Origin of the sequence: Kitasatospora terrestris (assembly GCF_039542905.1) — a bacterium.
GTDB classification, from domain to species: Bacteria; Actinomycetota; Actinomycetes; order Streptomycetales; family Streptomycetaceae; genus Kitasatospora; species Kitasatospora terrestris.
On sequence record NZ_BAABIS010000001.1, the window covers coordinates 5,357,283 to 5,383,099 of the forward strand.

Consider the following 25,817-nt stretch of genomic DNA (forward strand, 5'->3'; position numbering starts at 1 on the left):
ATGCCCCCCGTCGCAGACCGCCACGCCACCCCCGCCGCCACCGCCGACCGCGCCCCGCGCCGCCGTCGCCGCACCGAGCCCAACCCCTACGCCGCGGCCGCCCTCCAGCGTGCGCTGGACCGCCGCGACAACGGCGGCGCCACCGGCCACTGACGGCCCGTTGGGCCGCCCGGGTGACGGGGCGTCACCTGGGAGTGACTTCGCTCGCACGGAGCAGTGCGCGCTCCCTAGCTTGAGGGCGTGCGCACCCCACTCACCGCTCTCGGCGTCGCCCTCGCCCTGCTCGCCCCCGTCCAGCCCGCCGCCGCAGCCGTCCCCGCCGGGGGCGCGCTGACCGTCCTGCTGGAGCTCGACACCGAGGCCGCCGCGCCCGCCTACCAGCGGGCCGCGGCCGAGGCCCGGCGGGCCCGGCGCTCGCCCGAGGCGGTCCGCCACGAGGCCGCCCGGGCCGGCGCCGACCAGCGCGCCCGCGCCGACCGGGCGATCGACCGGCTCGACCGCGCGGTGCGCACCGCCGTCCCCGGCGCAGCCCCGCTCTACCGCACCCGCACCCTGGCCGCCGGCCTCGCCCTGCGGGTACGCCCGGCCGACCTGCCCCGGCTCGGCACCCTGCCCGGCGTCCGGGCGGTGCGGCCGGTGGCGCTCAAGACCCGCGCCAACGGGTACTCCGTGCCGCTCACCGGCGCCCCCGCCGTCTGGTCCGGGGCGACCGGCACCACGGGCGAGGGCGTGCGGATCGGCATCGTCGACTCCGGCATCGACTACACCCACGCCGACTTCGGCGGCCCCGGCACCGCGGCCGCCTTCACCGCCGTGGACGGCGCCAGGCCCGCCCCGCCCGAGCTCTTCCCCAACGCCAAGGTGGTCGGCGGCCAGGACCTGGTCGGCGACGCGTACGACCCCGACCCGTCCGCCGACGAGGCCGCCCGCACCCCGCACCCCGACCCCAACCCGATCGACTGCGCCGCCAACGGCCACGGCACCCACGTCGCCGGCACCGCCGCCGGCTACGGCGTCACCACCGCCGGCGCCACCTACCGCGGCCCCTACCGGCCCGGCCTCGACCCGGTCGGCTTCACCGTCGGCCCCGGCGCCGCGCCCGGCGCCCAGCTGTACGCGATCCGGGTGTTCGGCTGCGACGGCTCCACCGACCAGCTCGCCCACGCCCTCGACCTGGCCGCCGACCCCAACGGCGACGGCGACCTCGCCGACCGCCTCGACGTCGTCAACCTCTCCCTCGGCAGCCCCTTCGGCAGCCCCGCCGACGCCGACGCCCTCGCCGCCGACCGGCTCGCCGAGCTCGGCACCGTGGTCGTCGCCGCCGCCGGCAACGAGGGCGACGTCTACGCCGTCGGCGGCAGCCCCGGCACCGCCACCCGCGCCCTGACCGTCGCCGCCTCCGTCGACCCGCACACCGACGCCGACGGCATCCAGGTGCTGGCCCCCGCCGCCCTCGCCGGCCCCGTCCCCGCCCACTGGAGCTCCCGCTACCGCGGCTGGGCCACCGCCGACGTCAGCGGCGACCTCGCCCTGCCCGCCGACCAGACCGACGGCTGCACCGCCTTCAGCGCCGCCGACGCCGCCCGGCTGACCGGGAAGATCGCCGTGCTCGCCTGGCGCACCCGCGAACCCGACCGCGCCTGCGGATCCGCCGCCCGCGCCGACCACGCCGCCGACGCCGGAGCCGTCGGCACCCTGTTCGCCGCCGACGGCGACGGGCTCGGCGAGATCGCCGGGAACGAGCGGATCCCCGCCGCGATCCTCGCCCGCGCGGACGGCGAACGACTCGTCCGCGCGGCGGGGGAGGGGCCCGTCCGGGTCCGGCTCGCCACCCCCGGCAATCCGCTGCACGGCGCGGTCTCCCAGGACCAGCCGCAACGCGCCGACACCCTCGCGGGCTTCACCTCGCGCGGCATCGGCGTCCCCGGCCTGGTCAAGCCCGACCTCGCGGCGCCCGGCGAGACCATCTGGTCCGCCAAGGCCGGGGCCGGCACCGGCGGCATGCGGGAGGACGGCACCTCCATGGCCACCCCGCACGTCGCCGGCCTCGCCGCCCTGGTCCGCGCCGCCCACCCCGACTGGACCGCGGGCCAGGTCAAGGCCGCCCTGATGAACACCGCCACCGACACCTGGCGCGGCGACGACCGCACCGGCCCCGTCTACGGCCCCGAACGCACCGGCGCCGGCCGCACCCGCGCCGACCTCGCCACCCGCACCCCCGCCGTCGCCTACGCCCTCGCCCCCGCGGGCGCTCCCCCCGGCGCCGCGGCCTCCGGCGGGTCGTCCGGCACGGCTGCCGGCTCCGGCGCAGCCGACGGCCCGGCCTCCGGCCGTTCGTCCGCCTCCGGCGATGTCACCGGCGCAGTCGACACCTCGGCCTCCGGCCGCTCCGCCGGCTCTCCGGCTTCCCGCAGGGTTTCCGGCGTTGCCGCGGGGGGCGGGGGCGGCCAGGGCCCGGCCTCCGGCCGTTCGTCCGGCACGGCTGCCGGCTCCGCCGACGCCTCCGGCGCAGCCGACGGCCCGGCCTCCGGCGGCGCCTCGGCTTCCCGTGGGGGCTCCGGCGTGGACACCGGGGCGGTCGGGGTGTCCTTCGGGCCCGTCGCGGTGACCGGGCGGACGGCGCTCGTCCGCGAGGTCGAGGTCCGCAACCTCTCCGACCGGCCGCTCTCGTACGCGACCTCGTACCTCCCCGCGACCGAGCTCCCCGGCGCCGCCTTCCGGATCGCCCCCGCCCGGGTGGACGTCCCGCCCGGCGGGACCGCCCGGGTGACCGTCACGCTGGCCGTCCCCGATCCCGCGGCGCTGGAGCGGCGTCCCGACGCCACCCTCGACCTGACCCAGGCGGGCCGCGCCCGCACCTACCGCGGTGAGCTCTCCGGCCGGCTGCAGCTCGCCCCGACCCGCGGCGACGACCCCGCGCTGCGCGTCCCGCTGTTCGCCGCCCCGCGCCCGGCCTCCTCGCACACCGCGGTCGGCACCCCCGACCTGCTCGCCGTCCGCGGCGCCGGCGCCGGTCTGCTCAGCGCCCTCCACCTGGACGCCGAGGGCACCCGCTGGCCGGACTGCCCGGGCCGCGACCTGTGCGTCACCGATCCGGGCGACCGCGCCGCCAACCTGCGGGCCGCCGGTTCCGCCACCGACGGCGACGGCGTGCTCTACCTGGCGGCGGCCCTCTGGGCGCCCGCCCCCACCCCGGCCGGCGGCTACGGCGTCCGGGCCTCGCTCGACACCGACGGCGACGGCACCACCGACGCCCTGGTCGTCGCGGGCCGGCTGAAGGGCAGCGACATCCTGGTCGCCCGCACCCTGGACGCCCGGACCGGGGCCGAGCTGGACGTCCAGCCGCTGAACGGGCGCTGGGGCGACACCGACACCGACCTGCTGGACACCGACGCGCTCCTCCTCCCGGTCCGCCTGGCGGCCCTGAGGACGCCCCTGACGAACCCGCGCTACGCGCTCTGGACCGCGGTCTCCGCCTCCGACCCGGCCGACGCCCTCGACACGCTCGGCCTCGCCGACGGCCGCCCCGCCCTCCCCGTCGACCTCACCCGCTCCGGCACCCTCCTCGCCCCCGTCGCCCCGGGCGCGTTCGTCCACCCCGCCGTCCCGGCCCCGCTCCTCCTGGTCCACCACCTCAACCCCGACGGGCGCCGCCTCCAGGTCGTCAACTCCCGCTGACCCGACGCGTCCGGATGGTGGACGGTACGTGCTCAGGCCCTGGGACGGGGAGTACTGTCCGAGGCATGTCTCGCACCATTCGTCTCGCAGTGATCCCGGGTGACGGCATCGGCCAGGAGGTCGTGGCCGAGGGCCTCAAGGTGCTCAGCGCCGCCCTCCCCGCCGACGTCAAGCTGGAGACCGCCGAGTACGACCTCGGTGCCCGGCTGTACCACCGGACCGGCGAGACCCTGCCGGACAGCGTGCTGGAGGAGCTGAAGGGCGCGGACGCGATCCTGCTCGGCGCCATCGGCGACCCGAGCGTGCCGTCCGGCGTGCTGGAGCGCGGGCTGCTGCTGAAGCTGCGCTTCGCCTTCGACCACCACATCAACCTCCGCCCGGGCAAGCTGTTCCCCGGTGTGAAGTCGCCGCTGGCCGGCGACCCGCAGATCGACTTCGTGGTCGTCCGCGAGGGCACCGAGGGCCCGTACGTGGGCAACGGCGGCACCCTGCGCACCGGCACGGAGCAGGAGGTGGCCACCGAGGTCAGCCTGAACACCGCGTTCGGCATCGAGCGGGTGGTCCGCGACGCGTACCGCCGGGCGGCCGCGCGTCCGCGCAAGAAGCTGACCCTGGTGCACAAGAACAACGTGCTGGTGCACGCCGGGCACCTGTGGACCCGGATCTTCGAGCGGGTCGGCCGGGAGTTCCCCGAGGTCACCACCGACTACCTGCACGTCGACGCGGCGACGATCTTCTTCGTCACCCAGCCCGAGCGCTTCGACGTGATCGTCACCGACAACCTGTTCGGCGACATCCTGACCGACCTGGCGGCCGCCGTCACCGGCGGCATCGGCCTGGCCGCGTCCGGCAACATCAACCCGAGCGGCGATTTCCCGTCGATGTTCGAGCCGGTGCACGGCTCGGCCCCGGACATCGCCGGCCAGGGCAAGGCCGACCCGACCGCCACGGTCCTGTCGGTCGCCATGCTGCTGGAGCACCTGGGCTTCACCGCCGAGGCCGCGCAGGTCGAGGCGGCCGTGGCCGCGGACCTGACCGAGCGCACCGGCACCCGTTCCACGTCCGAGGTCGGCGACGCGCTCGCCGCCCGAGTATCCGGCTGACGGGCCGGAACCGACAATCGCTGCCGGCTGACGGGCCGGGAACGAACAAGCGCGTTCCGGTCCGTGCGGGCCGGAACCCCATAGCGCGCGCAGCCTCCCGGCTGTTCGGCACGGCCCTCTGGATGCGAGTATCGACAGTGGGCCGTGCCGCCGTGTGTTCCCGCACCCGCGGGGGTCGGCCCAGACCAACCCCACGGTGAAGGACAGACAGTCATGAGTACGCCCACCCAGGCGCCCATCGCGTTCGACCTCAAGCCCTCCGCGCACCCGCTGTCCGACGCGGAGCGCGAGGCCCGGCTGAGCAACCCCGGCTTCGGCCGGATCTTCACCGACCACATGGTCACCATCCGGTGGACCGAGGGCCGGGGCTGGCACGACGCCCAGCTGACGCCGTACGCGCCGCTGGAGATCGACCCGGCGAACATGACCCTGCACTACGGTCAGGCGATCTTCGAGGGCCTGAAGGCGTACCGCCAGGCCGACGGCTCGATCGCGACCTTCCGGCCGGAGGCCAACGCGGCCCGGTTCCAGTCCTCGGCCCGCCGCCTGGCGATGCCCGAGCTGCCGGTCGAGACCTTCGTCGAGGCGGTGGAGATCCTGGTCCGCCAGGAGCAGGCGTGGGTGCCGAACCAGGCCGAGCAGAGCCTGTACCTGCGTCCGTTCATGTTCGCCACCGAGGTCGGCCTGGGTGTCCGCCCGGCGAACTCCTACCTGTTCATGATCATCGCCTCGCCGGCCGGCGCGTACTTCTCCGGCGGCGTGAAGCCGGTCTCCGTCTGGCTCTCCGAGGACTACGTCCGCGCCGCGCCCGGCGGCACCGGTGCCGCCAAGTGCGCCGGCAACTACGCCGCCTCCCTGGTGGCCCAGGCCGAGGCCGCCGCCAAGGGCTGCGACCAGGTCGTCTGGCTCGACGCCGCCGAGCACCGGTGGATCGAGGAGATGGGCGGCATGAACCTGTACTTCGTCTTCGGCGAGGGCAAGGACGCGAAGATCGTCACCCCGGAGCTCTCCGGCGCGCTCCTCCCGGGCATCACCCGCGACTCCCTCCTCCAGCTGGCCGCCGACCTCGGCTACGCCGTGGAGGAGCGCAAGATCTCCACCGACGAGTGGAAGCAGGGCAATGCCGACGGCACCCTCACCGAGGTCTTCGCCTGCGGCACCGCCGCGGTCATCACCCCGGTCGGCTCCGTGAAGTCCAACGGCGGCGACTGGACGGTGGGCAAGGGCGAGCCCGGCCCGATCACCATGGAGCTCCGCAAGTCGCTCCTCGCCATCCAGGGCGGCCAGCAGGCCGACACCCACAACTGGCTCCACAAGATCGTCTGACCCCCCCGCCGGGCGTCCCCACCCCGGGGACGCCCGGCGGTCACCGTCGAAGCATCCCGCTCGTCGGGCCGGCGACGGACCGGTCGACCCGAGGCGTTCCGCATCGCGAGACGCGCGGGCCGCGCCGCGGATCGTGTGCCACACTGCCAGGGTGTCCTCGCTTTCGCTGATTATTAGCAGCAGGCGCGCCGGTCCGCAGTGACCGCTCCGCAGTACCACCACGACCGCGGAGCGACCACCAGCGTCCAGACCCGCGCGCAGACCTCTCGCACCCGCGAGGGGTCTTTTGTTTTGCTCCCGGACCGGCCAAGAACCCCCACAAGGGGTTCGGGGACACCGGGGCCGCGCGCGGGATGCTGGACAGTGGAGCCGGATTCCCGTGATCCCGGCAACGAGCAGTAACTCCCCGAACGGAGAACCCACGGCCATGACCGAGGCCAGCAGCCGCCCCCACGACAGCTTCCACGTCTTCGACACCACGCTGCGCGACGGCGCGCAGCGCGAGGGCATCAACCTCACCGTCGCCGACAAGCTGACCATCGCCCGGCACCTGGACGAGTTCGGTGTCGGCTTCATCGAGGGCGGTTGGCCGGGGGCCAACCCGCGCGACACGGAGTTCTTCGCCCGCGCGGCCGCCGAGCTCGACCTGGAGCACGCGCAGCTGGTGGCGTTCGGCGCGACCCGCCGGGCGGGCGGGAAGGCGGCGGACGACCCGCAGCTGGCCGCCCTGGTCAACTCGGGGGCGCCGGTCGTCACCCTGGTGGCGAAGTCCCACGACCGGCACGTCGAGCTGGCCCTGCGCACCACCCTGGACGAGAACCTGGAGATGGTCCGCGACAGCGTGGAGTTCCTGCGCGCGCAGGGCCGCCGGGTGTTCATCGACTGCGAGCACTTCTTCGACGGTTTCAGGGCGAACCCGGAGTACGCGCTGGCGGTGGTCCGCACCGCGCACGAGGCGGGCGCCGACGTGGTGGTGCTCTGCGACACCAACGGCGGCATGCTGCCCGCCGGGGTGCGGGACATCGTCGCCGAGGTGATCGAGCGGACCGGCGCGCGGCTCGGCATCCACGCCCAGGACGACACCGGCTGCGCGGTGGCCAACACCCTGGCCGCGGTGGACGCGGGCGCCACGCACGTGCAGTGCACGGCGAACGGCTACGGCGAGCGGGTGGGCAACGCCAACCTGTTCCCGGTGGTGGGCGCGCTGGAGATCAAGTACGACCGCCGGGTGCTGCCGCCGGGCAGCCTGGCGGAGATGACCCGGATCTCGCACGCCATCGCCGAGGTGGTCAACCTGACGCCGTCGACCCACCAGCCGTACGTGGGCTTCTCGGCGTTCGCGCACAAGGCGGGCCTGCACGCCTCGGCGATCAAGGTCGACCCGGACCTGTACCAGCACATCGACCCGGAGCTGGTCGGCAACACCATGCGGATGCTGGTGTCGGACATGGCCGGCCGGGCCTCGATCGAGCTGAAGGGCAAGGAGCTCGGCTACGACCTGTCGACCGACCGCGACCTGGCCGGCCGGGTGGTGGCCAAGGTCAAGGAGCAGGAGAACCTGGGCTACACCTACGAGGCGGCGGACGCCTCGTTCGAGCTGCTGCTGCGCGACGAGGTGCGGGGCGTGCGGGAGCGGTTCTTCACCCTGGAGTCCTGGCGGACCATCAGCGAGCAGGGGCCGGACGGCAACCCGGGCAACGAGGCGACGGTGAAGGTCTGGGCGAAGGGCGAGCGGAAGGTCGCCACCGGCGAGGGCAACGGCCCGGTGGACGCGCTGGACAAGGCGCTGCGGGCGGCGCTGGAGCCGCTCTACCCGGAGCTGGCCCGGATGGAGCTGGTGGACTACAAGGTCCGGATCCTGGAGGGCCAGCACGGTACGGGTTCCAAGACCCGGGTGCTGATCGAGTCGACCGACGGCAGCACCACCTGGTCGACGGTGGGCGTCGCGGACAACGTGATCGCCGCGTCCTGGCGGGCGCTGGAGGACGCGTACACCTACGGCCTGCTGCGGGCGGACGTCCAGCCGGAGAGCTGACCGCCCGGAGCGCGACGCAGCGACGCAAAACCCCCGGTGCCGCCCAAGGCGCCGGGGGTTTCCGCCTGTTCCTAGCGCAGTCGGGCGAGGAGGGCGTGCTCGACGAGGGTGATGAGGGCGCTCTTGGCGCTGTCCCGGCGTCGGGCGTCGAGGGTGATGATGGGGATGTCCGCGTTGAGCTGGAGGGCTTCGCGTACTTCGTCCGGGGTGTGGGCCTGGTGTCCGTCGAAGCCGTTGAGGGCGACGACGAAGGGGAGGCCGCTGTTCTCGAAGTAGTCGAGGGCGGGGAAGCAGTCGGCGAGGCGGCGGGTGTCGACGAGGACGACGGCGCCGATGGCGCCGCGGACGAGGTCGTCCCACATGAACCAGAAGCGGTCCTGTCCGGGGGTGCCGAACAGGTAGAGGATGAGGTCCTCGTCGAGGGTGATGCGGCCGAAGTCCATGGCGACCGTGGTGGTGGTCTTGCCGGAGACGTGGCTGAGGTCGTCGATGCCGGCGGAGGCGCTGGTCATGACGGCTTCGGTGCGCAGCGGGTTGATCTCGGAGACGGCGCCGACGAGGGTCGTCTTGCCGACACCGAAGCCGCCGGCGACGACGATCTTCGCGGAGGTGGTGGCGCGGCTGGGGGCGGCCGCGTTAGAGCTTGCGAAGTCCACTGAGGACCCTTTCGAGCAGCGTGACGTCGGGCTGGTTGCCGGATTCGCCGCCGGCAGCGGGCTGGTGGATGGCGACGAGACCGGCCTCCGCGAGGTCGGCGACGAGGATGCGGGCGACGCCGAGCGGCAGGTTCAGCAGCGCGGAGACCTCGGCGACCGACTTCACCTCGGTGCACAGGGTGCAGATCCGCTGGTGTTCCGGCAGCAGAGTGGCCAGTCGGCCCGGTTCGACATTGGCCGAAACCAGGGCCTCGATGGCCAGTTCGTAGCGCGGGCGGGTGCGTCCGCCGGTCATCGCGAACGGCCGGATCAGCGGCTCGGCGTCGTGGTCGTCGTCGTACTCCTCGACGTGCCCGGGTTCCTCGTGCCGGTGCGGCAGGTCGGTGTGTTCAGGGAACGCTTCGGGGCCCGGATACGCCTGGCCGTAACCGGCAGGCTGGGTGAAGTACCTCGGGTCCGGCTGCGGCGGCAGGTACGGCTGTCCCGGCTGGGGGCCGGCGAACTGCTGGTCGTACGGCTGACCGTGGCCGACACCGGGGACGCCGAAGGCGTCATGGCCCGTGCCGGGATACGGAACGCCGTACTGGCCACTGCCGTGGTCGGACGGTGTCACGGTTCCTACTCCTCAAAGGGTGCGGCGGTGCGGTGCTGGCCGCGGAGCCGGGGAGCGCCGGGGCCGGTGGTGCGAAGGCCGTACAACGCCCGATCCCGAGGCCGCCGAAGCGACCCCGGGACGGGCAAGGAGGTCTTTCGAATACCAGGACGGTATCCGACGAACCGTCAGTGCAGGAGACTGCCCTGGAGTTCCGCGCGGAGCGCGGGGGTGAGGACCGCTCCGGCGCGGTCGACCAGGAGGGCCATCTCGTAGCCCACCAGACCGATGTCCGAGTCCGGCGAGGCGAGGACGGCCAGCGCCGAGCCGTCGCTGATCGCCATCAGGAACAGGAAGCCGCGCTCCATCTCGACGACGGTCTGGTTGACCTCGCCGCCCTCGAAGATCCGGCTGGCGCCGGAGGTCAGCGAGGTGAGACCGGAGGCGACGGCGGCGAGCTGGTCGGCGCGGTCCCGAGGGAATCCCTCCGACATGCACAGCAGCAGACCGTCGGCGGAGACCACCACCGTGTGGGACACCCCGGGGGTGTTGTCCACGAAATTGGTGATCAGCCAGTTCAGGTTCTGTGCGGCCTGGCTCATCTGACTCAACTCAACGCTCCTGGTGGTTCGAGCCGCCGAAGAGATCGGTGCTGCTGTTGTGCTGTCCGTTGCCGGAACGCCCCTGGTCGGGGTCGATCCGGAAGCTTCCGGTGGCGCCCGGGTCGCCACCGGCACTGCGTCCCTGCTCCACACCGCGGCGCAGGTTGGTCAGGCGCCCGCGGACCTCGTTGGGGTCGCGGGAGACCTGCGGGCCTTCCTGGGGACCGGGCTTGGCGTTGCCGGCCACCAGGTTCTGCTTGGGGACCCGGCGGGGCAGACCCGAGCCGGTGACCCCGCCGGAGGTGGGCTCACGCAGCTGCTCGGCGCGCTGCCAGTCGCCGTCGTTGGGCGACTCCCAGCCGCGCGCGGTCGGGCCGGTGGGGCCGTAGCCGCCGAGCGCCGACACGTCGTGGCGCTGCGGGTCGCCGGCCTCCGCCGTGTTGTCGCGGGCACCGGTGAACCAGTTCGGCGACTCGCCCGAGCCGGAACCGGCACCCGCGGCACCGCCCAGCGCGCGGGCGGCGGCACCGCCGGCCAGCTGCTGGCCGGGGCGGCGCTGCGGCAGCCCGGACCCGAGCACCTCCGGATCGGCCGCGGCACGGGCCGCCGGCAGCGCCGGGGTCTCGTCCTGGCCGTACGGGTGGCCGGCGGCCGGCTCCTCGTAGCCGTAGCCCTGCTGGTAGCCGCCGGCGTACTCCTGGTACTCGTCCTGGGCGTACTGCTGGCCGTAGCCGTCCTGCTGGTACCCGTACGGCTGCTGCTCGTCCGCGTAGCCCTGGTACTCGTCCTGGGCGTACTGCTGGCCGTAGCCGTCCTGCTGGTAGCCGTCCTGCTGGTACCCGTACGGCTGCTGCTCGTCCGCGTAGCCCTGGTACTCGTCCCGGGCGTACTGGTCCTCGCCGTACGGCGACTCCAGGATCTCCGCCTCGACCGGCTCCTCGGGGGTGCCGGGGGCCGCGGCGGCGCTGGGGCCGGCGTCCAGGGCGCGGCGGCGCTGCTCCTCCAGGCGCTGGGAGCGCTGCATGGCCTCCAGGGCCGGGCTGAAGCCGTTCCCGCCGCCCTGGGCGCCCAGGTGGTCGTCGAAGCCGAGTTCGGCGGCGCTGCGGCCCTCGTAGGCCCACTCGCCGGTGACCTCCTGGTCGGAGAAGATCCGGGAGACCGTGAACTCCTCCTCCTGCGGCTCCGGGGCGTGCCGCAGCTGGGTGAGCTGCTGCGGGAGCATGACCAGCGAGGTGGTGCCGGCGGACTCGCCGGACGGGCGCAGCTGGACGCGGATGTCGTGCCGCTGGGAGAGCCGGCCGACCACGAAGAGGCCCATGCGGCGGGAGATGGTGGCGTCGACCGTGGGCGGCTCGGCCAGCTTCTCGTTGATCTCCGCGAAGTCCTCGGCGGTGAGGCCGATGCCCTTGTCGTGGATCTCGACCAGGACGCGGCCGTCGGGCAGCCGGGTCGCGTTGACCAGCACGCGGGTCTGCGGGCTGGAGAACGTGGTGGCGTTCTCCAGCAGCTCGGCGAGCAGGTGGACGAGGTCGGTCACGGCGGCGCCGACGACCTCGGCCTCGGGGATGCCGGCCAGCTCGATGCGCTCGTACTGCTCCACCTCGGAGGCGGCGGCGCGGAGCACGTCGACCAGCGGCACCGGGGTGTTCCAGCGGCGGCCCGGCTCCTCGCCGGCGAGGACGAGGAGGTTCTCGCCGTTGCGGCGCATACGGGTGGCCAGGTGGTCCAGCTTGAAGAGGTTCTCCAGCTGGTCCGGGTCGGCCTCGTTGTTCTCCAGGTCGGTGATCAGCGCGAGCTGGCGCTGGATCAGGCTCTGGCTGCGGCGCGAGAGGTTGGAGAAGATCGCGTTCAGGTTGCCTCGGAGCAGGGCCTGCTCGGCGGCGAGCGCCACGGCCTGCGAGTGGACCTGGTCGAACGCGCGGGCGACCTCGCCGATCTCGTCCTTGCCCCACAGGGGGATCGGGGTGACCGTGGTGTCCACCCGCTCCGGGTCGGTCTTGGAGAGCTTGTCGACCAGGTCGGGCAGGCGGTGGTTGGCGATCTCGAGCGCGGCACCGTTCAGGGTGCGCATGCCGAGGATCATCGAGCGCGCGATGAAACCGGTGAAGAGACCGGCCAGGACGAGCGCGGCGAGCACGATCGCGGAGTTGAGGATCCAGTCGGTGCGGGCGCGGTCCTTGATGTTCTGCGCGTCGCCGACGACCTGGTCCAGCAGCTTCACTTCGGCCGCGCGCAGCGAGGCCATGTGGCTGGTGGTGGCCTGGCGCCAGTTCTCGATCTTCAGACCCTCGTTGCGGGCCGCCTCGAAGGTGGCCGCGGCGGCGTCCCGGGCGGCCTTGCCGCCGTTGGGGTTGATCGCCTGGGCGGCCGAGGAGTACGAGAGGCCGAGGGCCAGCAGGTTGCCCATGGACGGCAGGGTGCGGCCGTCCGGCATGCGCAGCGGCAGGCGGGAGTCGGCGGCGGCCTGGTCGACCTGGGCCTGCGAGTAGACCTGGATGTCCTCCGCGGTGGACGCGGTGTTGAACTCGGTGAGCGAGACGCCTTCGAGGCGGTTGGCGACCACCAGGCTGGAGATCAGGTCCTGGACCTCGCCGCGGGTGACGCTGTTGCTGCCGATGCCGGCGAGCAGGCTGAACATCAGCGCGCGCTGGGTCGAGGCGGACGCCTTGGCGAGGGACATCGCGTAGATCGCGCGGCCCTTGCTGGTGACGCTGGAGGAGCCGAAGCCGACCGAGTTGTCCATGGCGAGCAGCGGCGCGAACATCGTCGAGTACGCCGCCGGGGTCGCGGTGGCGAACAGCTCCGACTTGTAGGCGTTCTCGCGCAGGTGCGGCAGCGAGAGGACGAGCCGCTGGAACTCGTCGTTGCGGCGGGCCATCACGGCGTCGCCGGAGATCTTGGCCATGGCGGCGCGGTAGTTGGCGAGCGCCTTGTCGGTGTTGTCCCGCAGCTTCTTGACCAGGCCCGCGTCGTCGGAGCCGGTCACGATCGGGATCAGCGACAGGTCGCGCTCGGACTCCAGCGCGTCGGCCAGCTCGGTGGCGGCGTGGGCGACCTGGGCGATCTTCACGGCCCGGTCGGCCTTGTTGTAGTCGTCCAGCGAGGTGTTGACGCGCAGACCGCCGAAGACCAGCGCGATGATGACCGGGATCACCAGGATGGCGACCAGTCGGGTCGGCACGCGCCAGTTCAGCGGGGAGAGGAAGTCGTACCGGCTGCTGGGCCGCTCCGGCCGCTCGAGCGTGTCGGTCCCGACCGGGCCGGGGCCGTTCGCACCCGGGCCGCTCGGGCCGCCCACGGCGGGTCGGCCGGGTGCGCCCGCCGAGCTCCGCTCGTCGGACGCGGCGAACGCGGAGAACTGGCCGCCCGGCTGGCCGCTGGTCCCAGGCTCCTGCTGGCGGGGCTCTGAGCGCCGCTGAGGGGTGACTGGCTGCTTACGCCTCACTCGACAACAACCTCTCGACCGACTGGCGGCCATGGATCAATCCGGCGGCTACCCCCCAGCGGGCCGCGGCCCGCTTAGTGACTACGGGGTAGCTGGAATTTCAACACGTGCAGGGAGAGGGGACAAACAGGTCCCGATGGCGCTGAGTGGCCGGACCAAAACGGACATTCCTGGACGTTCGGCCGCAAAATTCAAGGTCATCGGCGCGGACCGGATCCATTCCGTCACTCAGCGTCGTCCGGGGGTGGTAAATGGCTCCCGAACTGTTATGGGAACCACAGAGGCGCGGGGAGACGTCTCCCCGCGCCCCCGGTGGTCTCTACCTCAGTCGGGCGAGGAGGGCGTGCTCGACGAGGGTGATGAGGGCGCTCTTGGCGCTGTCCCGGCGTCGGGCGTCGAGGGTGATGATGGGGATGTCCGCGTTGAGCTGGAGGGCTTCGCGTACTTCGTCCGGGGTGTGGGCCTGGTGTCCGTCGAAGCCGTTGAGGGCGACGACGAAGGGGAGGCCGCTGTTCTCGAAGTAGTCGAGGGCGGGGAAGCAGTCGGCGAGGCGGCGGGTGTCGACGAGGACGACGGCGCCGATGGCGCCGCGGACGAGGTCGTCCCACATGAACCAGAAGCGGTCCTGTCCGGGGGTGCCGAACAGGTAGAGGATGAGGTCCTCGTCGAGGGTGATGCGGCCGAAGTCCATGGCGACCGTGGTGGTGGTCTTGCCGGAGACGTGGCTGAGGTCGTCGATGCCGGCGGAGGCGCTGGTCATGACGGCTTCGGTGCGCAGCGGGTTGATCTCGGAGACGGCGCCGACGAGGGTCGTCTTGCCGACACCGAAGCCGCCGGCGACGACGATCTTCGCGGAGGTGGTGGCGCGGCTGGGGGCGGCCGCGTTAGAGCTTGCGAAGTCCACTGAGGACCCTTTCGAGCAGCGTGACGTCAGGCGTACCGCCCGACTCGCCCGCGGCGGCGGGCTGGTGGATGGCGACGAGACCGGCCTCCGCGAGGTCGGCGACGAGGATGCGGGCGACCCCGAGCGGGACCCCGGCCAGGGCCGAGATCTCGGCGACCGACTTGACCTCACGGCACAGCGCGACGATCCGCTGGTGCTCCGGCAGCAGGCCGCCGGAACCGGCGCTGCCGGTCGTCGAGATCAGCGCCTCGATGGCGAGCTGGTAGCGCGGGCGGGTGCGGCCACCGGTCATCGCGTACGGGCGGACCAGCGGCTGCTGCTCGTAGCCGTCGGACTGCTGGCCGCCGTAGCCGCCGCCGCCCTGCTGGCCGCCGTAGCCACTGCCGTACCCGTTGCCGTACCCGGCGGGTGTCGGGGGCGGGGTCATGCGTCCTCCTAGTGCTGCAGCCTGCCGCAGGTGCCCGGCCGGGGGGTTCGGTCGGGAAGGGTGTCAACCACCGTGCGGAGACTGTGGGGTGGAGCGCCGGGCCTGGTCGGGCGGCCCGGCGCCTGGTGAGGGACGGTCAGTGCAGGAGACTGCCCTGGAGTTCCGCGCGCAGTGCGGGGGTGAGGACCGCTCCGGCGCGGTCGACCAGGAGGGCCATCTCGTAACCGACGAGGCCGATGTCCGAGTCCGGGGCGGCGAGCACGGCCAGCGCCGAGCCGTCGCTGACCGCCATCAGGAACAGGAAGCCGCGCTCCATCTCGACGACGGTCTGGTTGACCTCGCCGCCCTCGAAGATCCGGCTGGCGCCGGAGGTCAGCGAGGTGAGACCGGAGGCGACGGCGGCGAGCTGGTCGGCGCGGTCCCGAGGGAATCCCTCCGACATGCACAGCAGCAGACCGTCGGCGGAGACCACCACCGTGTGGGACACCCCGGGGGTGTTGTCCACGAAATTGGTGATCAGCCAGTTCAGGTTCTGTGCGGCCTGGCTCATCTGGATCAACTCAACGCTCCTGGTACTCGGGGCCGAAGCCGTTGTTGCCCTCGGCGTTGAACTGGCCGCCCTGGGTACCCCGGCTGCCACGGGCCGACCCGCCGAAACCGTCGAAGCCCTGCTGCTGCGGGGCCTGCTGGCCCGCACCGGCCTGGCGGCCCTGCTGGATGCCGCGGCGCAGGTTGGTCAGCCGGCCGCGCACCTCCTCCGGGCTGCGGGAGACCTGCGGACCGGTCAGCGGCGCCGCCTCGGCGGTGCCGGAGACCAGGTTGGCCTGCGGGGTGCGACGGGGCAGCCCCGAGGTGGTGAGACCGCTGGTCGAGGGCTCGCGCACCTGCTCGGCCCGGCGCCAGCGCTCGTCGTTGGCCGAGGCGCGCCACGGGGCGTCGTCCTCCGACCGGCCGGCCGGCTGGGCGCCGTACGGCTGCTGCGGCGCCTGCTGGGCCTGGGGCTGCGGGGCCTGCTGCGGCGCGGCCTGGGGAGCCTGCCGCTGCGGCGCCTGCTGCTGAGCGGTCGGCGCCGGCCGGGCCTGGCCGAGGCCGGGAGCGGTGGTACCGGGCCGCTGCGGCTGGTACGACTGCGGACGGGCCTGCTCGCGCGCCGGCTGCGACGCCTCGGGGGAGGCGGTCGGCAGCGCCATCGGCTGCGGACGCTCGGCCGGGGCCGGGGCCTGCGGCTGGAACGCCTGCGGTGCGACGGGCTGCTGGCCGGTCGGGTCCGGCAGCACCGGCTCGACCAGACCGAGACCCAGCGGGTCGCGCGGGTCGATGTCGGACGCCTCGAACCGCGGCCGGGCGAACTGCATGGTCGACTCGGCCGGGGACTGCTCGATCGGCGCGGGCGCCTGGCCTGCGCCCGGACGGCCCGGCAGCCCCTGGCCCTGCGGCTGCGGACGGCGCTGCGGACCGCCGGTCGGGCCCTGGCCCGCCCAGCCGTGCTGGCCGGCCTCGGCGGGCCGCTGGCGCTCGGGCATCGGACGCCGGGCACCGGGCATGTTCGGAGCCTGCTGACCACCCTGCGGGCCGCCCTGCGGTCCCTGCTGGCCGCCCTGCGGACCGCGGCGGGGCATCCCGCCCTGCGGGGCCTGGCCACCCGGACTGCCCTGGACGCCCGGGGCGCCGGAGGCACCCGGGACCCGGCGCGGTGGCAGGCCCTGCGCGGGGTTCTCGCGCAGCGACTGGCCGACCTCGCGGGTCGGCAGGCCGCCGGCCGGACGCTCGCCCTGCGGCGCCTGGGCACCGCCCTGCGGGGCGAACAGGTCGCCACCACCGCGCGGGGCGCCGGCCGAGCCGGACGAACCGCCCTGCGGGGCGAAGAGGTTGCCGCCGCCCTGCGGAGCGCCGCCCTGCGGGCCCTGGCCCAGCTGCGGACGGCCGCCCGGGGCACCGCCCGCGGTCTGGCCGAGCGCGGCGGCCGGACGGCCGCCGGACAGGCCGGCCGCCAGGTCGCCACCGGGACGTCCCTGCTGGCGCGGGGTCGGACCGACGCCGCGCTGCGGACCCTTCGGGCCCTGGCCGGGACGGCCGCCCCGGCGGTCGGCGGTGTTGGTGACGTCGACCGGCAGCATGACCAGCGCGGTGGTGCCACCGGAGTCGGACGGGCGGAGCTGGATCCGGATGCCGTGTCGCAGGGACAGGCGGCCGACCACGAACAGACCCATGCGGCGGGAGACCGACACGTCCACGACCGGCGGGTTGGCCAGGCGCTCGTTGATGTCCGCCAGGTCGTCGGGGGAGAGGCCGATGCCGGTGTCGTGGATCTCGATCAGCACCCGGCCGTCCGGCAGGGCGTGGCCGGTGACCCGGACGCGGGTCTGCGGGCTGGAGAACGAGGTGGCGTTCTCCAGCAGCTCGGCGAGCAGGTGGACGAGGTCGTTGACGACGCGGCCGGCGACCTCGGCCGACGGCACGGAGGCCAGCTCGATGCGCTCGTACTGCTCCACCTCGGAGGCGGCGGCGCGGAGCACGTCGACCAGCGGGACCGGGCGGGTCCAACGACGGCCCGGGTCCTCACCGGCGAGGACGAGGAGGTTCTCACCGTTGCGGCGCATGCGGGTCGCGAGGTGGTCGAGCTTGAACAGCGAGGCCAGCTGGTCCGGGTCGGCCTCGCGGCTCTCCAGCTCGGAGATCAGCGACAGCTGGCGCTGGATGAGGCCCTGGCTGCGGCGCGAGAGGTTGGTGAACATCGCGTTGATGTTGCCTCGCAGCAGCGCCTGCTCGGCGGCGAGGCGGACGGCCTCGCGGTGCACCATGTCGAACGCGTGGGCCACGTGGCCGATCTCGTCCGCGGAGTCGACGCCGACCGGCTCGACGGTGACGTCGACGTCGTGCGGGTCGCTCTCGGAGAGCGTCTTGACCAGCTCGGGGAGGCGGCGCTCGGCGACGTCCTCGGCCGCGGTCTGCAGTCGGGTCAGCGAGCGCACCATCGAGCGGGCCACCAGGGCGGCACCGGCGATGGCCACGATCAGCACCAGCGCGACCAGCGCGGCGTTGATCAGCGACTCGGTGTCGGCGTCGGACTGCAGCTGCTGGGCCTTGCCGTCCAGGTCGTCGAGGAGCGAGGTCTCGATCGACCGCTCGGCGATGATCTTGGCGCTGGCGTCGTCGTACCAGTTCTTGTAGGACCGGCTGTCGGCCTGGCGGATGCCGTTGGTGGTGAGGACGGCCTTGCTGAACCGGTCCGCGTCGGCGATCACCTGGTTCAGGCTGAGCTTGGAGAGCTTGGCGCGGGCCGCGGCCTCGCCGTAGATCGCGGAGAAGTTGGCGCGGGCGTTGTCCTCGGTGTTCTGCAGCCGGATGCCGAAGGTCTCGTCCGACGCGGAGAACGAGGCGCCCTGCGGGTTGGCGAGCGCGGCGCTGATCAGCGCGCGCTGCATCGAGGAGGCCTCCTTGGCCAGCGAGAACTGCTGCAGCGCCCGGGTGATCTTGATCAGCTCGGTGGAGTTCGAGGTGATCGCGATGTCCTGGGTGATGCCGACCAGGTCCTTGATGATCACGTCGTAGCTGGTGATCGTGGCCTGGATGTTCTCGGTCTGCTTGTACGCGCTGTTGCGGGCGTCGGTCAGCTGGTTGAGGTCCTTGCGGACCTGCAGCAGCAGGGTCTTCGAGCCGGCCTGGTCGAGGTCGTCGAACTTGTCCGCACTGGCCGCGAAGGCCTTGCTCAGGGCGTTGGTGTTCTTGTAAGCCTCGGCGACCTCGGGGTCGTCGTGGCCGACGCCGGAGGTGAGCGGGCCGGCGCTGATGTCGCGCTCGGTCTGCAGGGCGTCCGCCAGCGCGGTCGCGCGGCGGGCCAGGTCGGCGAGGTCGCTCATCTGGGCGAGCTGACGGGAGTTCTCCATCGAGCTCTGCACGCGCAGGCCGCCGAAGGCGAGCGCCACCACCACGGGGAGCAGCAGCAGCGCGATCAGACGCGTCCGGATTCGCCAGTTGCGCATGGCGAACCGGCTCATGCCGGTGGCGCGGCGGCGGTTGAGCGTGCCGCGCAGGCGCGAGCGGCGACTGACCTTCTCGGCGTCGCTCTCCTCGGCGGAGCCGGACCCGGCCTCGATGGTGGGCTCGGTGGTACCGCCGAAGGGTCGGTCGCCTGGACCCGTGTTCGGCGCTGCCTGGTGGGGGCCTGCCATGGGCTCCCGCGACTCCGGGTCACCCGCGGCGCCGCTGCCCCTCTTGAAACGTCCCTGCACTGGCGTCGCAACCTCTGGACCGGGCGCCCCTCCCCCTGCTCGGGGATAGGGCGGTGTCGAGTTTTTCCGTCGCATTCCAGCACAGCGGGAGAAGTCCAACAAGGGCGGTTACGAGTCCGTGTCCTGGGCTACCCACCGCGCGCGCCGTCTCACTGACTGTGCGGCTCCGGGTCGGTAATACCGCTCTTTTCGGACACTCGCCGGATACATGCCAAGTCATCCGTTGATCGTCTTCTGTGGAGATTGTCCGAAATGGGGTGAATGCCGGAAATCGACGGCGCCCCGAATTGCCCGTCCACGGCCAATTCGAACCGCAATTGTGAGCAAAGTCACAGACAAATGTGTAGCTTTGGTCACGGCGGCTGTGGAATGCGATCCCTAACCTGGCAGGGTTGCGATGAGCCTGCCCAGCGGCCGGCCACCGCAAAAGTCCGATCACTCACGAAACCCAAGGTGTGACGCAATGTCCGAGACCCAGCAGGCCACCCGCTCCACGCCGGGCGGCGGTTCCACGGCCAACCCGCGCCGCACGACCCTGGCCTCCGTCGCGGACTTCAGCCGGCTCCCCGGCTTCGTGGCCTCCCAGGAGCCCCGCGAGTACGCCGTCGAGCTGCCCGCCAACACCGCCAACCCGCGCCGCAGCCAGCTGCGGGTCGCCCCCGCGCCCCGCGTCCCCCAGGACTGAGCTGCGGCAATATCGGCGGCGGCACCGATCCGCGGCCACTAACCTGGACAGCGCGAGCCGGGCCCGGGACTGCGGGCTCGGCCACCGTCCGGGAGCGTCCGGGCGGCCGACGAACCGAGAGGTTGCAGGGCAGTGCGTATTGCCAGGTTCTCCGTCCGGGAAGGGAGCCCTGCAGCGGGCTCCGTCTCCTTCGGCGTGGTCGAGGGGGAGGTGAACGAGCCCGACTCGATGGTGGTCCACGCCTTGGCCGGCCACCCCTTCGGCCCCCAGCAGCTGACCGGCGAGAGCTTCCGTCTCCAGGACGTGCGCCTGCTCTCCCCGATGCTGCCCAGCAAGATCGTCGCGGTGGGCCGCAACTACGCGGCGCACGCCGCGGAGCTGGGCAACGTGGTCCCGGCCGTGCCGCTGACCTTCTTCAAGCCCTCCACCGCCGTCATCGGCCCCACCGAGTCGATCGCCTACCCGCCGTTCTCCTCGGACGTGCAGCACGAGGCCGAGCTCGCCGTGGTGATCGGCCGGATGTGCCGCGAGGTGCCGCTGGAGCGGGTGCCCGAGGTGATCTTCGGCTACACCTGCGCCAACGACGTCACCGCGCGCGACGTGCAGCAGCGCGAGGGCCAGTGGGCGCGGGCCAAGGGCTTCGACACCTCCTGCCCGATCGGCCCGTGGATCGAGACCGACCTCGACCCGGACGACCTCGCCGTGACCTGCACGGTCAACGGCGAGCTCCGCCAGGCCGGCCGGACCTCCCAGATGGTCCGCTCGGTGGCCGAGCTGATCGTCCACATCTCCGAGGCGATGACCCTGCTCCCGGGCGACATCGTCCTGACCGGCACCCCCGCGGGTGTCGGCCCCCTGAACGTCGGCGACGAGGTCGCCGTCTCCGTCGAAGGCATCGGCACTCTCGCCAACAAGGTGATCAAGCGTGGCTAACAACCCTGACGTCCGGGTCCGTTTCTGTCCCTCCCCGACCGGCAACCCGCACGTGGGTCTGGTCCGCACCGCCCTGTTCAACTGGGCGTACGCGCGCCACCACGGCGGCACCCTGGTCTTCCGGATCGAGGACACCGACGCGGCCCGCGACTCCGAGGAGTCGTACGACCAGCTGCTCGACGCGATGCGCTGGCTCGGCTTCGACTGGGACGAGGGTCCCGAGGTCGGCGGCCCGCACGCGCCGTACCGGCAGTCGCAGCGGATGGACATCTACGCGGACGTCGCGCAGAAGCTGCTGGCCGCCGGCCACGCGTACCGCTGCTACTGCTCCACCGAGGAGCTGGACGCCCGCCGCGAGGCCGCCCGCGCGGCCGGCAAGCCGTCCGGGTACGACGGCCACTGCCGCGAGTTGAGCGCCGATCAGGTCGCCGTGTACGAGCAGGAGGGGCGGCAGCCGATCGTCCGCTTCCGGATGCCCGACGCCCCGATCTCCTTCGACGACCTGGTCCGCGGCCCGATCACCTTCGACCCCAAGGACGTGCCGGACTACGGCATCGTCCGGGCCAACGGCGCGCCGCTGTACACCCTGGTGAACCCGGTCGACGACGCGCTGATGGAGATCACCCACGTGCTCCGCGGCGAGGACCTGCTCTCCTCGACGCCCCGTCAGATCGCCCTGTACGCCGCCCTCGCCGAGGTCGGCGTCGGCAACGGCACCACCCCGCGCTTCGGCCACCTGCCGTACGTGATGGGGGAGGGCAACAAGAAGCTCTCCAAGCGCGACCCGCAGGCCTCGCTCAACCTGTACCGCGAGCGCGGCTTCCTGCCCGAGGGCCTGCTCAACTACCTGGCCCTGCTGGGCTGGTCGCTCGCCGAGGACCGCGACATCTTCGACACCGACGAGATGGTCGCCGCCTTCGACATCGACGACGTCAACGGCAACCCGGCCCGCTTCGACCTGAAGAAGTGCGAGCACATCAACGCCGAGCACCTGCGCCGCCTCGCGCCGGAGGAGTTCGTCCGGCGCCTGGTGCCGTACCTGCAGGCCCCCGGCCTGCTGCCGGCCGAGCCCACCGCCGCCCAGCTCGACCTGCTGGCGAAGGTGGCGCCGCTCACCCAGGAGCGGATGGTCGTGCTCAGCGAGATCGTCAACATGGCCGGCTTCCTGTTCGTCGCCCCGGCCGACTTCGCGGTCGACCCGGAGGACGCCGCCAAGGTGCTCAACCAGGACGCCGCCCCGGTGCTGGAGGCCTCCATCAAGGCCCTGGAGGGCCTGGCGGACTACACCCCGGACCCGATCCAGGCCGCGCTGCGCGAGGCCCTGGTGGAGGGCCTGGGCATCAAGCCCAAGTTCGCCTTCACCCCGCTGCGGGTGGCGGTCACCGGCCGCCGGGTCTCCCCGCCGCTCTTCGAGTCGATGGAGCTGCTCGGCCGCGAGGAGACGCTGCGCCGTCTGCGCGCCGCGCTGGAGCTGGTTCCGGCCTCCTGACGGCCGCCCGCGGTGGCTGCGGGCCCGGTCGCTGACCAGGCCCGCAGCCACCCGGGGCCCTGCCTGCGGTTATCGATTTTGGAGCGGGGCCGCGCGTCGGGTAATGTTCTTTCTGCGCCGCCCGGTCCGGGAGGCGCAAGACGCCGAGGAAGACCCCGCAAGGGGGTTGAACTCTGGTGGGGTATGGTGTAATTGGCAGCACGACTGATTCTGGTTCAGTTAGTCTAGGTTCGAGTCCTGGTACCCCAGCGCAGCACCCAGTGTGACGCAAGCCCCCGTTGTGTAGCGGCCTAGCACGCCGCCCTCTCAAGGCGGTAGCGCCGGTTCGAATCCGGTCGGGGGTACGCAATCTCAACAATTGCAAAATGATGAGCAAGCCCCCGTTGTGTAGCGGCCTAGCACGCCGCCCTCTCAAGGCGGTAGCGCCGGTTCGAATCCGGTCGGGGGTACTCATCAAGGCCCCCGTTGTGTAGCGGCCTAGCACGCCGCCCTCTCAAGGCGGTAGCGCCGGTTCGAATCCGGTCGGGGGTACTTTTGGGGTATGGTGTAATTGGCAGCACGAGTGATTCTGGTTCATTTAGTCTAGGTTCGAGTCCTGGTACCCCAGCCAGAAATCCGAGAAGCTCCGGCGAAAAGGCCGGGGCTTTTTTGCATTTCCGGCCTACGAGGCACGCGGGCCCGGGCGCGCGGACCGGTGCACGCGGAAGGGCCCGCCCCCGGGGACGGGCCCTCGCGCGCGGCTCAGCCGCGGCGCAGCGCCTCGGTGAGGCGGTTGGCGGCCTCGATGATGGCCTGGGCGTGCAGCCGGCCCGGGTGGCGGGTCAGGCGCTCGATCGGGCCGGACACCGACACGGCGGCCACCACGCGGTTGGAGGGGCCGCGGACGGGCGCGGAGACGGACGCCACGCCCGGCTCCCGCTCGCCGATCGACTGGGCCCAGCCGCGCCGCCGGACGCCGCTCAGCGCGGTGGCGGTGAAGCGGGCGCCCTGGAGGCCGCGGTGCAGGCGCTCGGGCTCCTCCCAGGCCAGCAGGACCTGGGCGGCGGAGCCGGCCTTCATCGGCAGCGTGGAGCCGACCGGCACGGTGTCCCGCAGGCCCGAGAGGCGCTCGGCGGCGGCCACGCAGATCCGCATCTCGCCCTGTCGGCGGTAGAGCTGGGCGCTCTCGCCGGTGACGTCGCGCAGATGGGTGAGCACCGGGCCGGCGGCGGCCAGCAGCCGGTCCTCGCCGGCCGCGGCCGAGAGCTCGGCAAGTCGGGGGCCGAGGATGAACCGGCCCTGCATGTCCCTGGTGACCAGGCGGTGGTGTTCGAGAGCGACGGCGAGTCGGTGGGCCGTGGGCCGCGCCAGACCGGTGGCGGCGACCAGCCCCGCCAGCGTGGCGGGGCCCGACTCCAGTGCGCTGAGCACCAGAGCGGCCTTGTCGAGAACGCCGACGCCGCTAGTGTTGTCCATGCTCCGATACTGCAGTCTCAGTCCGCGAGACGCAAGTTCAATCTTCCGAGAAAAGCGCCACTCTTGATGCAGCAGCCCGGAAGACACCCAGGATGGACCCTTACCAGGCTGTCCACATCCTGGACAACAGAGACGAGCGGCCGGCAACGCGGCCGGCTGGAGGGATTCCGATGGGACGGACACTGGCAGAGAAGGTCTGGGACGACCACGTCGTCAGGCGCGCCGAGGGCGAGCCCGACCTGCTCTACATCGACCTGCACCTGCTGCACGAGGTGACCAGCCCGCAGGCGTTCGACGGCCTCCGTCTGGCCGGCCGGAAGGTCCGCCGGACCGATCTGACGATCGCCACCGAGGACCACAACACCCCGACCCTGGACATCGACAAGCCGATCGCCGACCCGGTCTCCCGGGTCCAGCTGGAGACGCTGCGCAGGAACGCCGAGGAGTTCGGCGTGCGCATCCACTCGCTGGGCGACGTCGAGCAGGGCGTGGTCCACGTGGTCGGCCCGCAGCTGGGCCTGACCCAGCCCGGCACCACCGTGGTCTGCGGCGACTCCCACACCTCCACCCACGGCGCCTTCGGCGCACTGGCCTTCGGCATCGGCACCAGCCAGGTCGAGCACGTGCTGGCCACCCAGACGCTGCCGCTGGCCCCGTTCAAGACCATGGCCATCACGGTCGAGGGCGAGCTGCCCGAGGGCGTCACCGCCAAGGACCTGATCCTGGCCATCATCACCAAGATCGGCACCGGCGGCGGCCAGGGCTACGTCCTGGAGTACCGCGGCTCGGCTATCCGCAGCCTCTCCATGGAGGCCCGGATGACCATCTGCAACATGTCCATCGAGGCGGGCGCCCGGGCCGGCATGATCGCCCCGGACCAGACCACCTTCGACTACCTCCAGGGCCGTCCGCACGCCCCCCAGGGCGAGGACTGGGACGCCGCCGTCGAGTACTGGCGCACCCTGACCACCGACGAGGACGCGGTCTTCGACGCCGAGGTCTTCATCGACGCGAACGAGCTGACCCCGTTCGTCACCTGGGGCACCAACCCGGGCCAGGGCGCGCCGCTGGGCGCCAACGTGCCGAGCCCCGACGACTTCGAGGACCCGCAGGAGAAGATCGCCGCGGAGAACGCCCTCAAGTACATGGGCCTGGAGGCCGGCACCCCGCTGCGCGAGGTCAAGGTCGACGCCGTCTTCGTCGGCTCCTGCACCAACGGCCGGATCGAGGACCTGCGCGCCGCCGCGGCGATCCTGGAGGGCCGGCAGATCGCCGAGGGCCTGCGGATGCTGGTCGTCCCCGGCTCGGTGCGGGTCGCCCTGCAGGCCGTCGAGGAGGGCCTGGACAAGGTCTTCACCGCCGCGGGGGCCGAGTGGCGCCACGCCGGCTGCTCGATGTGCCTGGGCATGAACCCGGACCAGCTGGCCCCGGGCGAGCGCTGCGCCTCCACCTCGAACCGCAACTTCGAGGGCCGCCAGGGCAAGGGTGGCCGCACCCACCTGGTCTCCCCCCAGGTGGCCGCCGCCACCGCGCTGGTGGGCCGTCTGGCCGCACCGTCCGACCTGACCGACCGCGTCGCCGTGGAGGCCTGAGCCATGGAGAAGTTCACCACCCACACCGGCCGCGCCGTCCCGCTGCGCCGCTCGAACGTGGACACCGACCAGATCATCCCGGCGCACTGGCTGAAGAAGGTCACCCGCTCCGGCTTCGAGGACGGCCTGTTCGAGGCCTGGCGCAAGGACGAGGACTTCGTCCTCAACCGCCCCGAGCGGCAGGGCGCCACCGTCCTGGTGACCGGCCCCGAGTTCGGCACCGGCTCCTCCCGCGAGCACGCCGTCTGGGCGCTGCAGAACTACGGCTTCCAGGCGGTCATCTCCTCCCGCTTCGCCGACATCTTCCGCGGCAACTCGCTGAAGAACGGCCTGCTGACGGTCCTCCTCCCGCAGGAGACCGTGGAGGCGCTGTGGGCGCTGGTCGAGGCGGACCCGACCGCCGAGATCACCGTCGACCTGGAGGCCCGCGAGGTGCGCGCCGAGGGCATCACGGCCTCGTTCGAACTGGACGACAACGTCCGCTGGCGCCTGCTGAACGGCCTGGACGACATCTCCATCACCCTTCAGAACGAGGGCGACATCGCGGCGTTCGAAGGCACCCGGCCCGCGTTCAAGCCGCGCACTCTGCCGGCCGCCTGAGTGGCGACCGAGTAGCACCTTTCTGACGCAGCGACGGAAGACCCGCCCCCACCCCGGGGGCGG

General features: G+C 72.8%; 19 protein-coding genes and 5 tRNA genes. 15 read left to right on the forward strand and 9 right to left on the reverse strand.

Annotation, left to right across the window (positions count from 1 at the left end; all coding sequences use genetic code 11):
* The 5 genes from ABEB06_RS24655 (at position 1) to cimA (ending at position 8,142) form a co-directional block, all read left to right on the forward strand.
* Positions 1-153, forward strand: a complete 153-nt coding sequence (locus ABEB06_RS24655) for a hypothetical protein (protein ID WP_345699075.1) — start codon at positions 1-3, stop codon at positions 151-153.
* 87 nt (positions 154-240) lie between these two features.
* Positions 241-3,678: a S8 family serine peptidase gene (locus ABEB06_RS24660; RefSeq protein WP_345699076.1), complete on the forward strand. Its 3,438-nt coding sequence runs from the start codon at positions 241-243 to the stop codon at positions 3,676-3,678.
* Positions 3,679-3,743: 65 nt separating this feature from the next.
* Positions 3,744-4,781, forward strand: a complete 1,038-nt coding sequence (locus tag ABEB06_RS24665; protein ID WP_345699077.1) for a 3-isopropylmalate dehydrogenase — start codon at positions 3,744-3,746, stop codon at positions 4,779-4,781.
* 213 nt (positions 4,782-4,994) lie between these two features.
* The gene (locus tag ABEB06_RS24670) at positions 4,995-6,107 is read left to right on the forward strand and encodes a branched-chain amino acid aminotransferase (RefSeq protein WP_345699078.1); all 1,113 of its coding nucleotides are present in this window, start codon (positions 4,995-4,997) and stop codon (positions 6,105-6,107) included.
* Between the two features lie 427 nt (positions 6,108-6,534).
* Positions 6,535-8,142: a citramalate synthase gene (cimA, locus tag ABEB06_RS24675; RefSeq protein WP_345699079.1), complete on the forward strand. Its 1,608-nt coding sequence runs from the start codon at positions 6,535-6,537 to the stop codon at positions 8,140-8,142.
* Positions 8,143-8,213: 71 nt separating this feature from the next.
* Here the strand turns inward: cimA and ABEB06_RS24680 are convergent, their stop codons facing one another.
* The 8 genes from ABEB06_RS24680 to ABEB06_RS24715 form a co-directional block, all read right to left on the reverse strand.
* Entirely contained in the window at positions 8,214-8,798 is a 585-nt protein-coding gene (locus ABEB06_RS24680; protein WP_345699080.1) for a GTP-binding protein, read from the reverse strand.
* A complete protein-coding gene (locus ABEB06_RS24685) occupies positions 8,779-9,411 on the reverse strand; it encodes a DUF742 domain-containing protein (protein ID WP_345699081.1) in 633 nt (210 codons plus the stop codon). Before ABEB06_RS24685 ends, ABEB06_RS24680 begins: the two co-directional genes overlap by 20 nt.
* A gap of 167 nt (positions 9,412-9,578) precedes the next feature.
* Positions 9,579-9,992: a roadblock/LC7 domain-containing protein gene (locus ABEB06_RS24690; protein WP_097236138.1), complete on the reverse strand. Its 414-nt coding sequence runs from the start codon at positions 9,990-9,992 to the stop codon at positions 9,579-9,581.
* 10 nt (positions 9,993-10,002) lie between these two features.
* Positions 10,003-13,437: a sensor histidine kinase gene (locus ABEB06_RS24695; RefSeq protein ID WP_345699082.1), complete on the reverse strand. Its 3,435-nt coding sequence runs from the start codon at positions 13,435-13,437 to the stop codon at positions 10,003-10,005.
* Between the two features lie 319 nt (positions 13,438-13,756).
* Positions 13,757-14,341 (reverse strand): GTP-binding protein, encoded by a 585-nt coding sequence (locus ABEB06_RS24700; RefSeq protein WP_345699080.1) that lies wholly within the window; start codon positions 14,339-14,341, stop codon positions 13,757-13,759.
* Complete coding sequence (locus ABEB06_RS24705) at positions 14,322-14,768, reverse strand: DUF742 domain-containing protein (protein ID WP_345699083.1); 447 nt, start codon at positions 14,766-14,768, stop codon at positions 14,322-14,324. Before ABEB06_RS24705 ends, ABEB06_RS24700 begins: the two co-directional genes overlap by 20 nt.
* 136 nt (positions 14,769-14,904) lie before the next feature.
* Complete coding sequence (locus ABEB06_RS24710; protein ID WP_030248297.1) at positions 14,905-15,318, reverse strand: roadblock/LC7 domain-containing protein; 414 nt, start codon at positions 15,316-15,318, stop codon at positions 14,905-14,907.
* A 10-nt stretch (positions 15,319-15,328) separates the two neighbouring features.
* A complete protein-coding gene (locus tag ABEB06_RS24715) occupies positions 15,329-18,940 on the reverse strand; it encodes a sensor histidine kinase (RefSeq protein WP_345699084.1) in 3,612 nt (1,203 codons plus the stop codon).
* Positions 18,941-19,463: 523 nt separating this feature from the next.
* Between ABEB06_RS24715 and ABEB06_RS24720 the strand changes: the two genes are divergently transcribed.
* The 8 genes from ABEB06_RS24720 (at position 19,464) to ABEB06_RS24755 (ending at position 22,717) form a co-directional block, all read left to right on the forward strand.
* On the forward strand, positions 19,464-19,685 hold the full coding sequence (locus ABEB06_RS24720) for a hypothetical protein (RefSeq protein WP_345699085.1): 222 nt from the start codon (positions 19,464-19,466) through the stop codon (positions 19,683-19,685).
* Positions 19,686-19,817: 132 nt separating this feature from the next.
* Positions 19,818-20,618, forward strand: coding sequence for a fumarylacetoacetate hydrolase family protein (locus ABEB06_RS24725; protein WP_345699086.1), 801 nt, complete (start codon positions 19,818-19,820; stop codon positions 20,616-20,618).
* Entirely contained in the window at positions 20,611-22,107 is a 1,497-nt protein-coding gene (gene gltX / locus ABEB06_RS24730) for a glutamate--tRNA ligase (protein ID WP_345699087.1), read from the forward strand. The genes ABEB06_RS24725 and gltX overlap by 8 nt, the downstream gene beginning before the upstream one ends.
* A 177-nt stretch (positions 22,108-22,284) precedes the next feature.
* Positions 22,285-22,356 (forward strand) — tRNA-Gln (locus ABEB06_RS24735).
* A 22-nt stretch (positions 22,357-22,378) separates the two neighbouring features.
* A tRNA-Glu gene (locus ABEB06_RS24740) sits at positions 22,379-22,451 on the forward strand.
* A gap of 32 nt (positions 22,452-22,483) precedes the next feature.
* Positions 22,484-22,556, forward strand: a tRNA-Glu gene (locus ABEB06_RS24745).
* 9 nt (positions 22,557-22,565) lie between these two features.
* A tRNA-Glu gene (locus tag ABEB06_RS24750) sits at positions 22,566-22,638 on the forward strand.
* Between the two features lie 4 nt (positions 22,639-22,642).
* Positions 22,643-22,717: transfer RNA gene (locus tag ABEB06_RS24755), tRNA-Gln, on the forward strand.
* A 131-nt stretch (positions 22,718-22,848) separates the two neighbouring features.
* Here the strand turns inward: ABEB06_RS24755 and ABEB06_RS24760 are convergent.
* Positions 22,849-23,562, reverse strand: coding sequence for an IclR family transcriptional regulator (locus ABEB06_RS24760; protein ID WP_345699088.1), 714 nt, complete (start codon positions 23,560-23,562; stop codon positions 22,849-22,851).
* A gap of 170 nt (positions 23,563-23,732) precedes the next feature.
* Here ABEB06_RS24760 and leuC point away from each other — a divergent pair, with 170 nt between their 5' ends.
* Both leuC and leuD read left to right on the forward strand, forming a co-directional pair.
* Positions 23,733-25,154, forward strand: coding sequence for a 3-isopropylmalate dehydratase large subunit (gene leuC, locus ABEB06_RS24765; protein WP_345699089.1), 1,422 nt, complete (start codon positions 23,733-23,735; stop codon positions 25,152-25,154).
* Between the two features lie 3 nt (positions 25,155-25,157).
* The gene (gene leuD, locus ABEB06_RS24770) at positions 25,158-25,754 is read left to right on the forward strand and encodes a 3-isopropylmalate dehydratase small subunit (RefSeq protein ID WP_345699090.1); all 597 of its coding nucleotides are present in this window, start codon (positions 25,158-25,160) and stop codon (positions 25,752-25,754) included.
* The last annotated feature ends 63 nt before the right edge of the window (positions 25,755-25,817 follow it).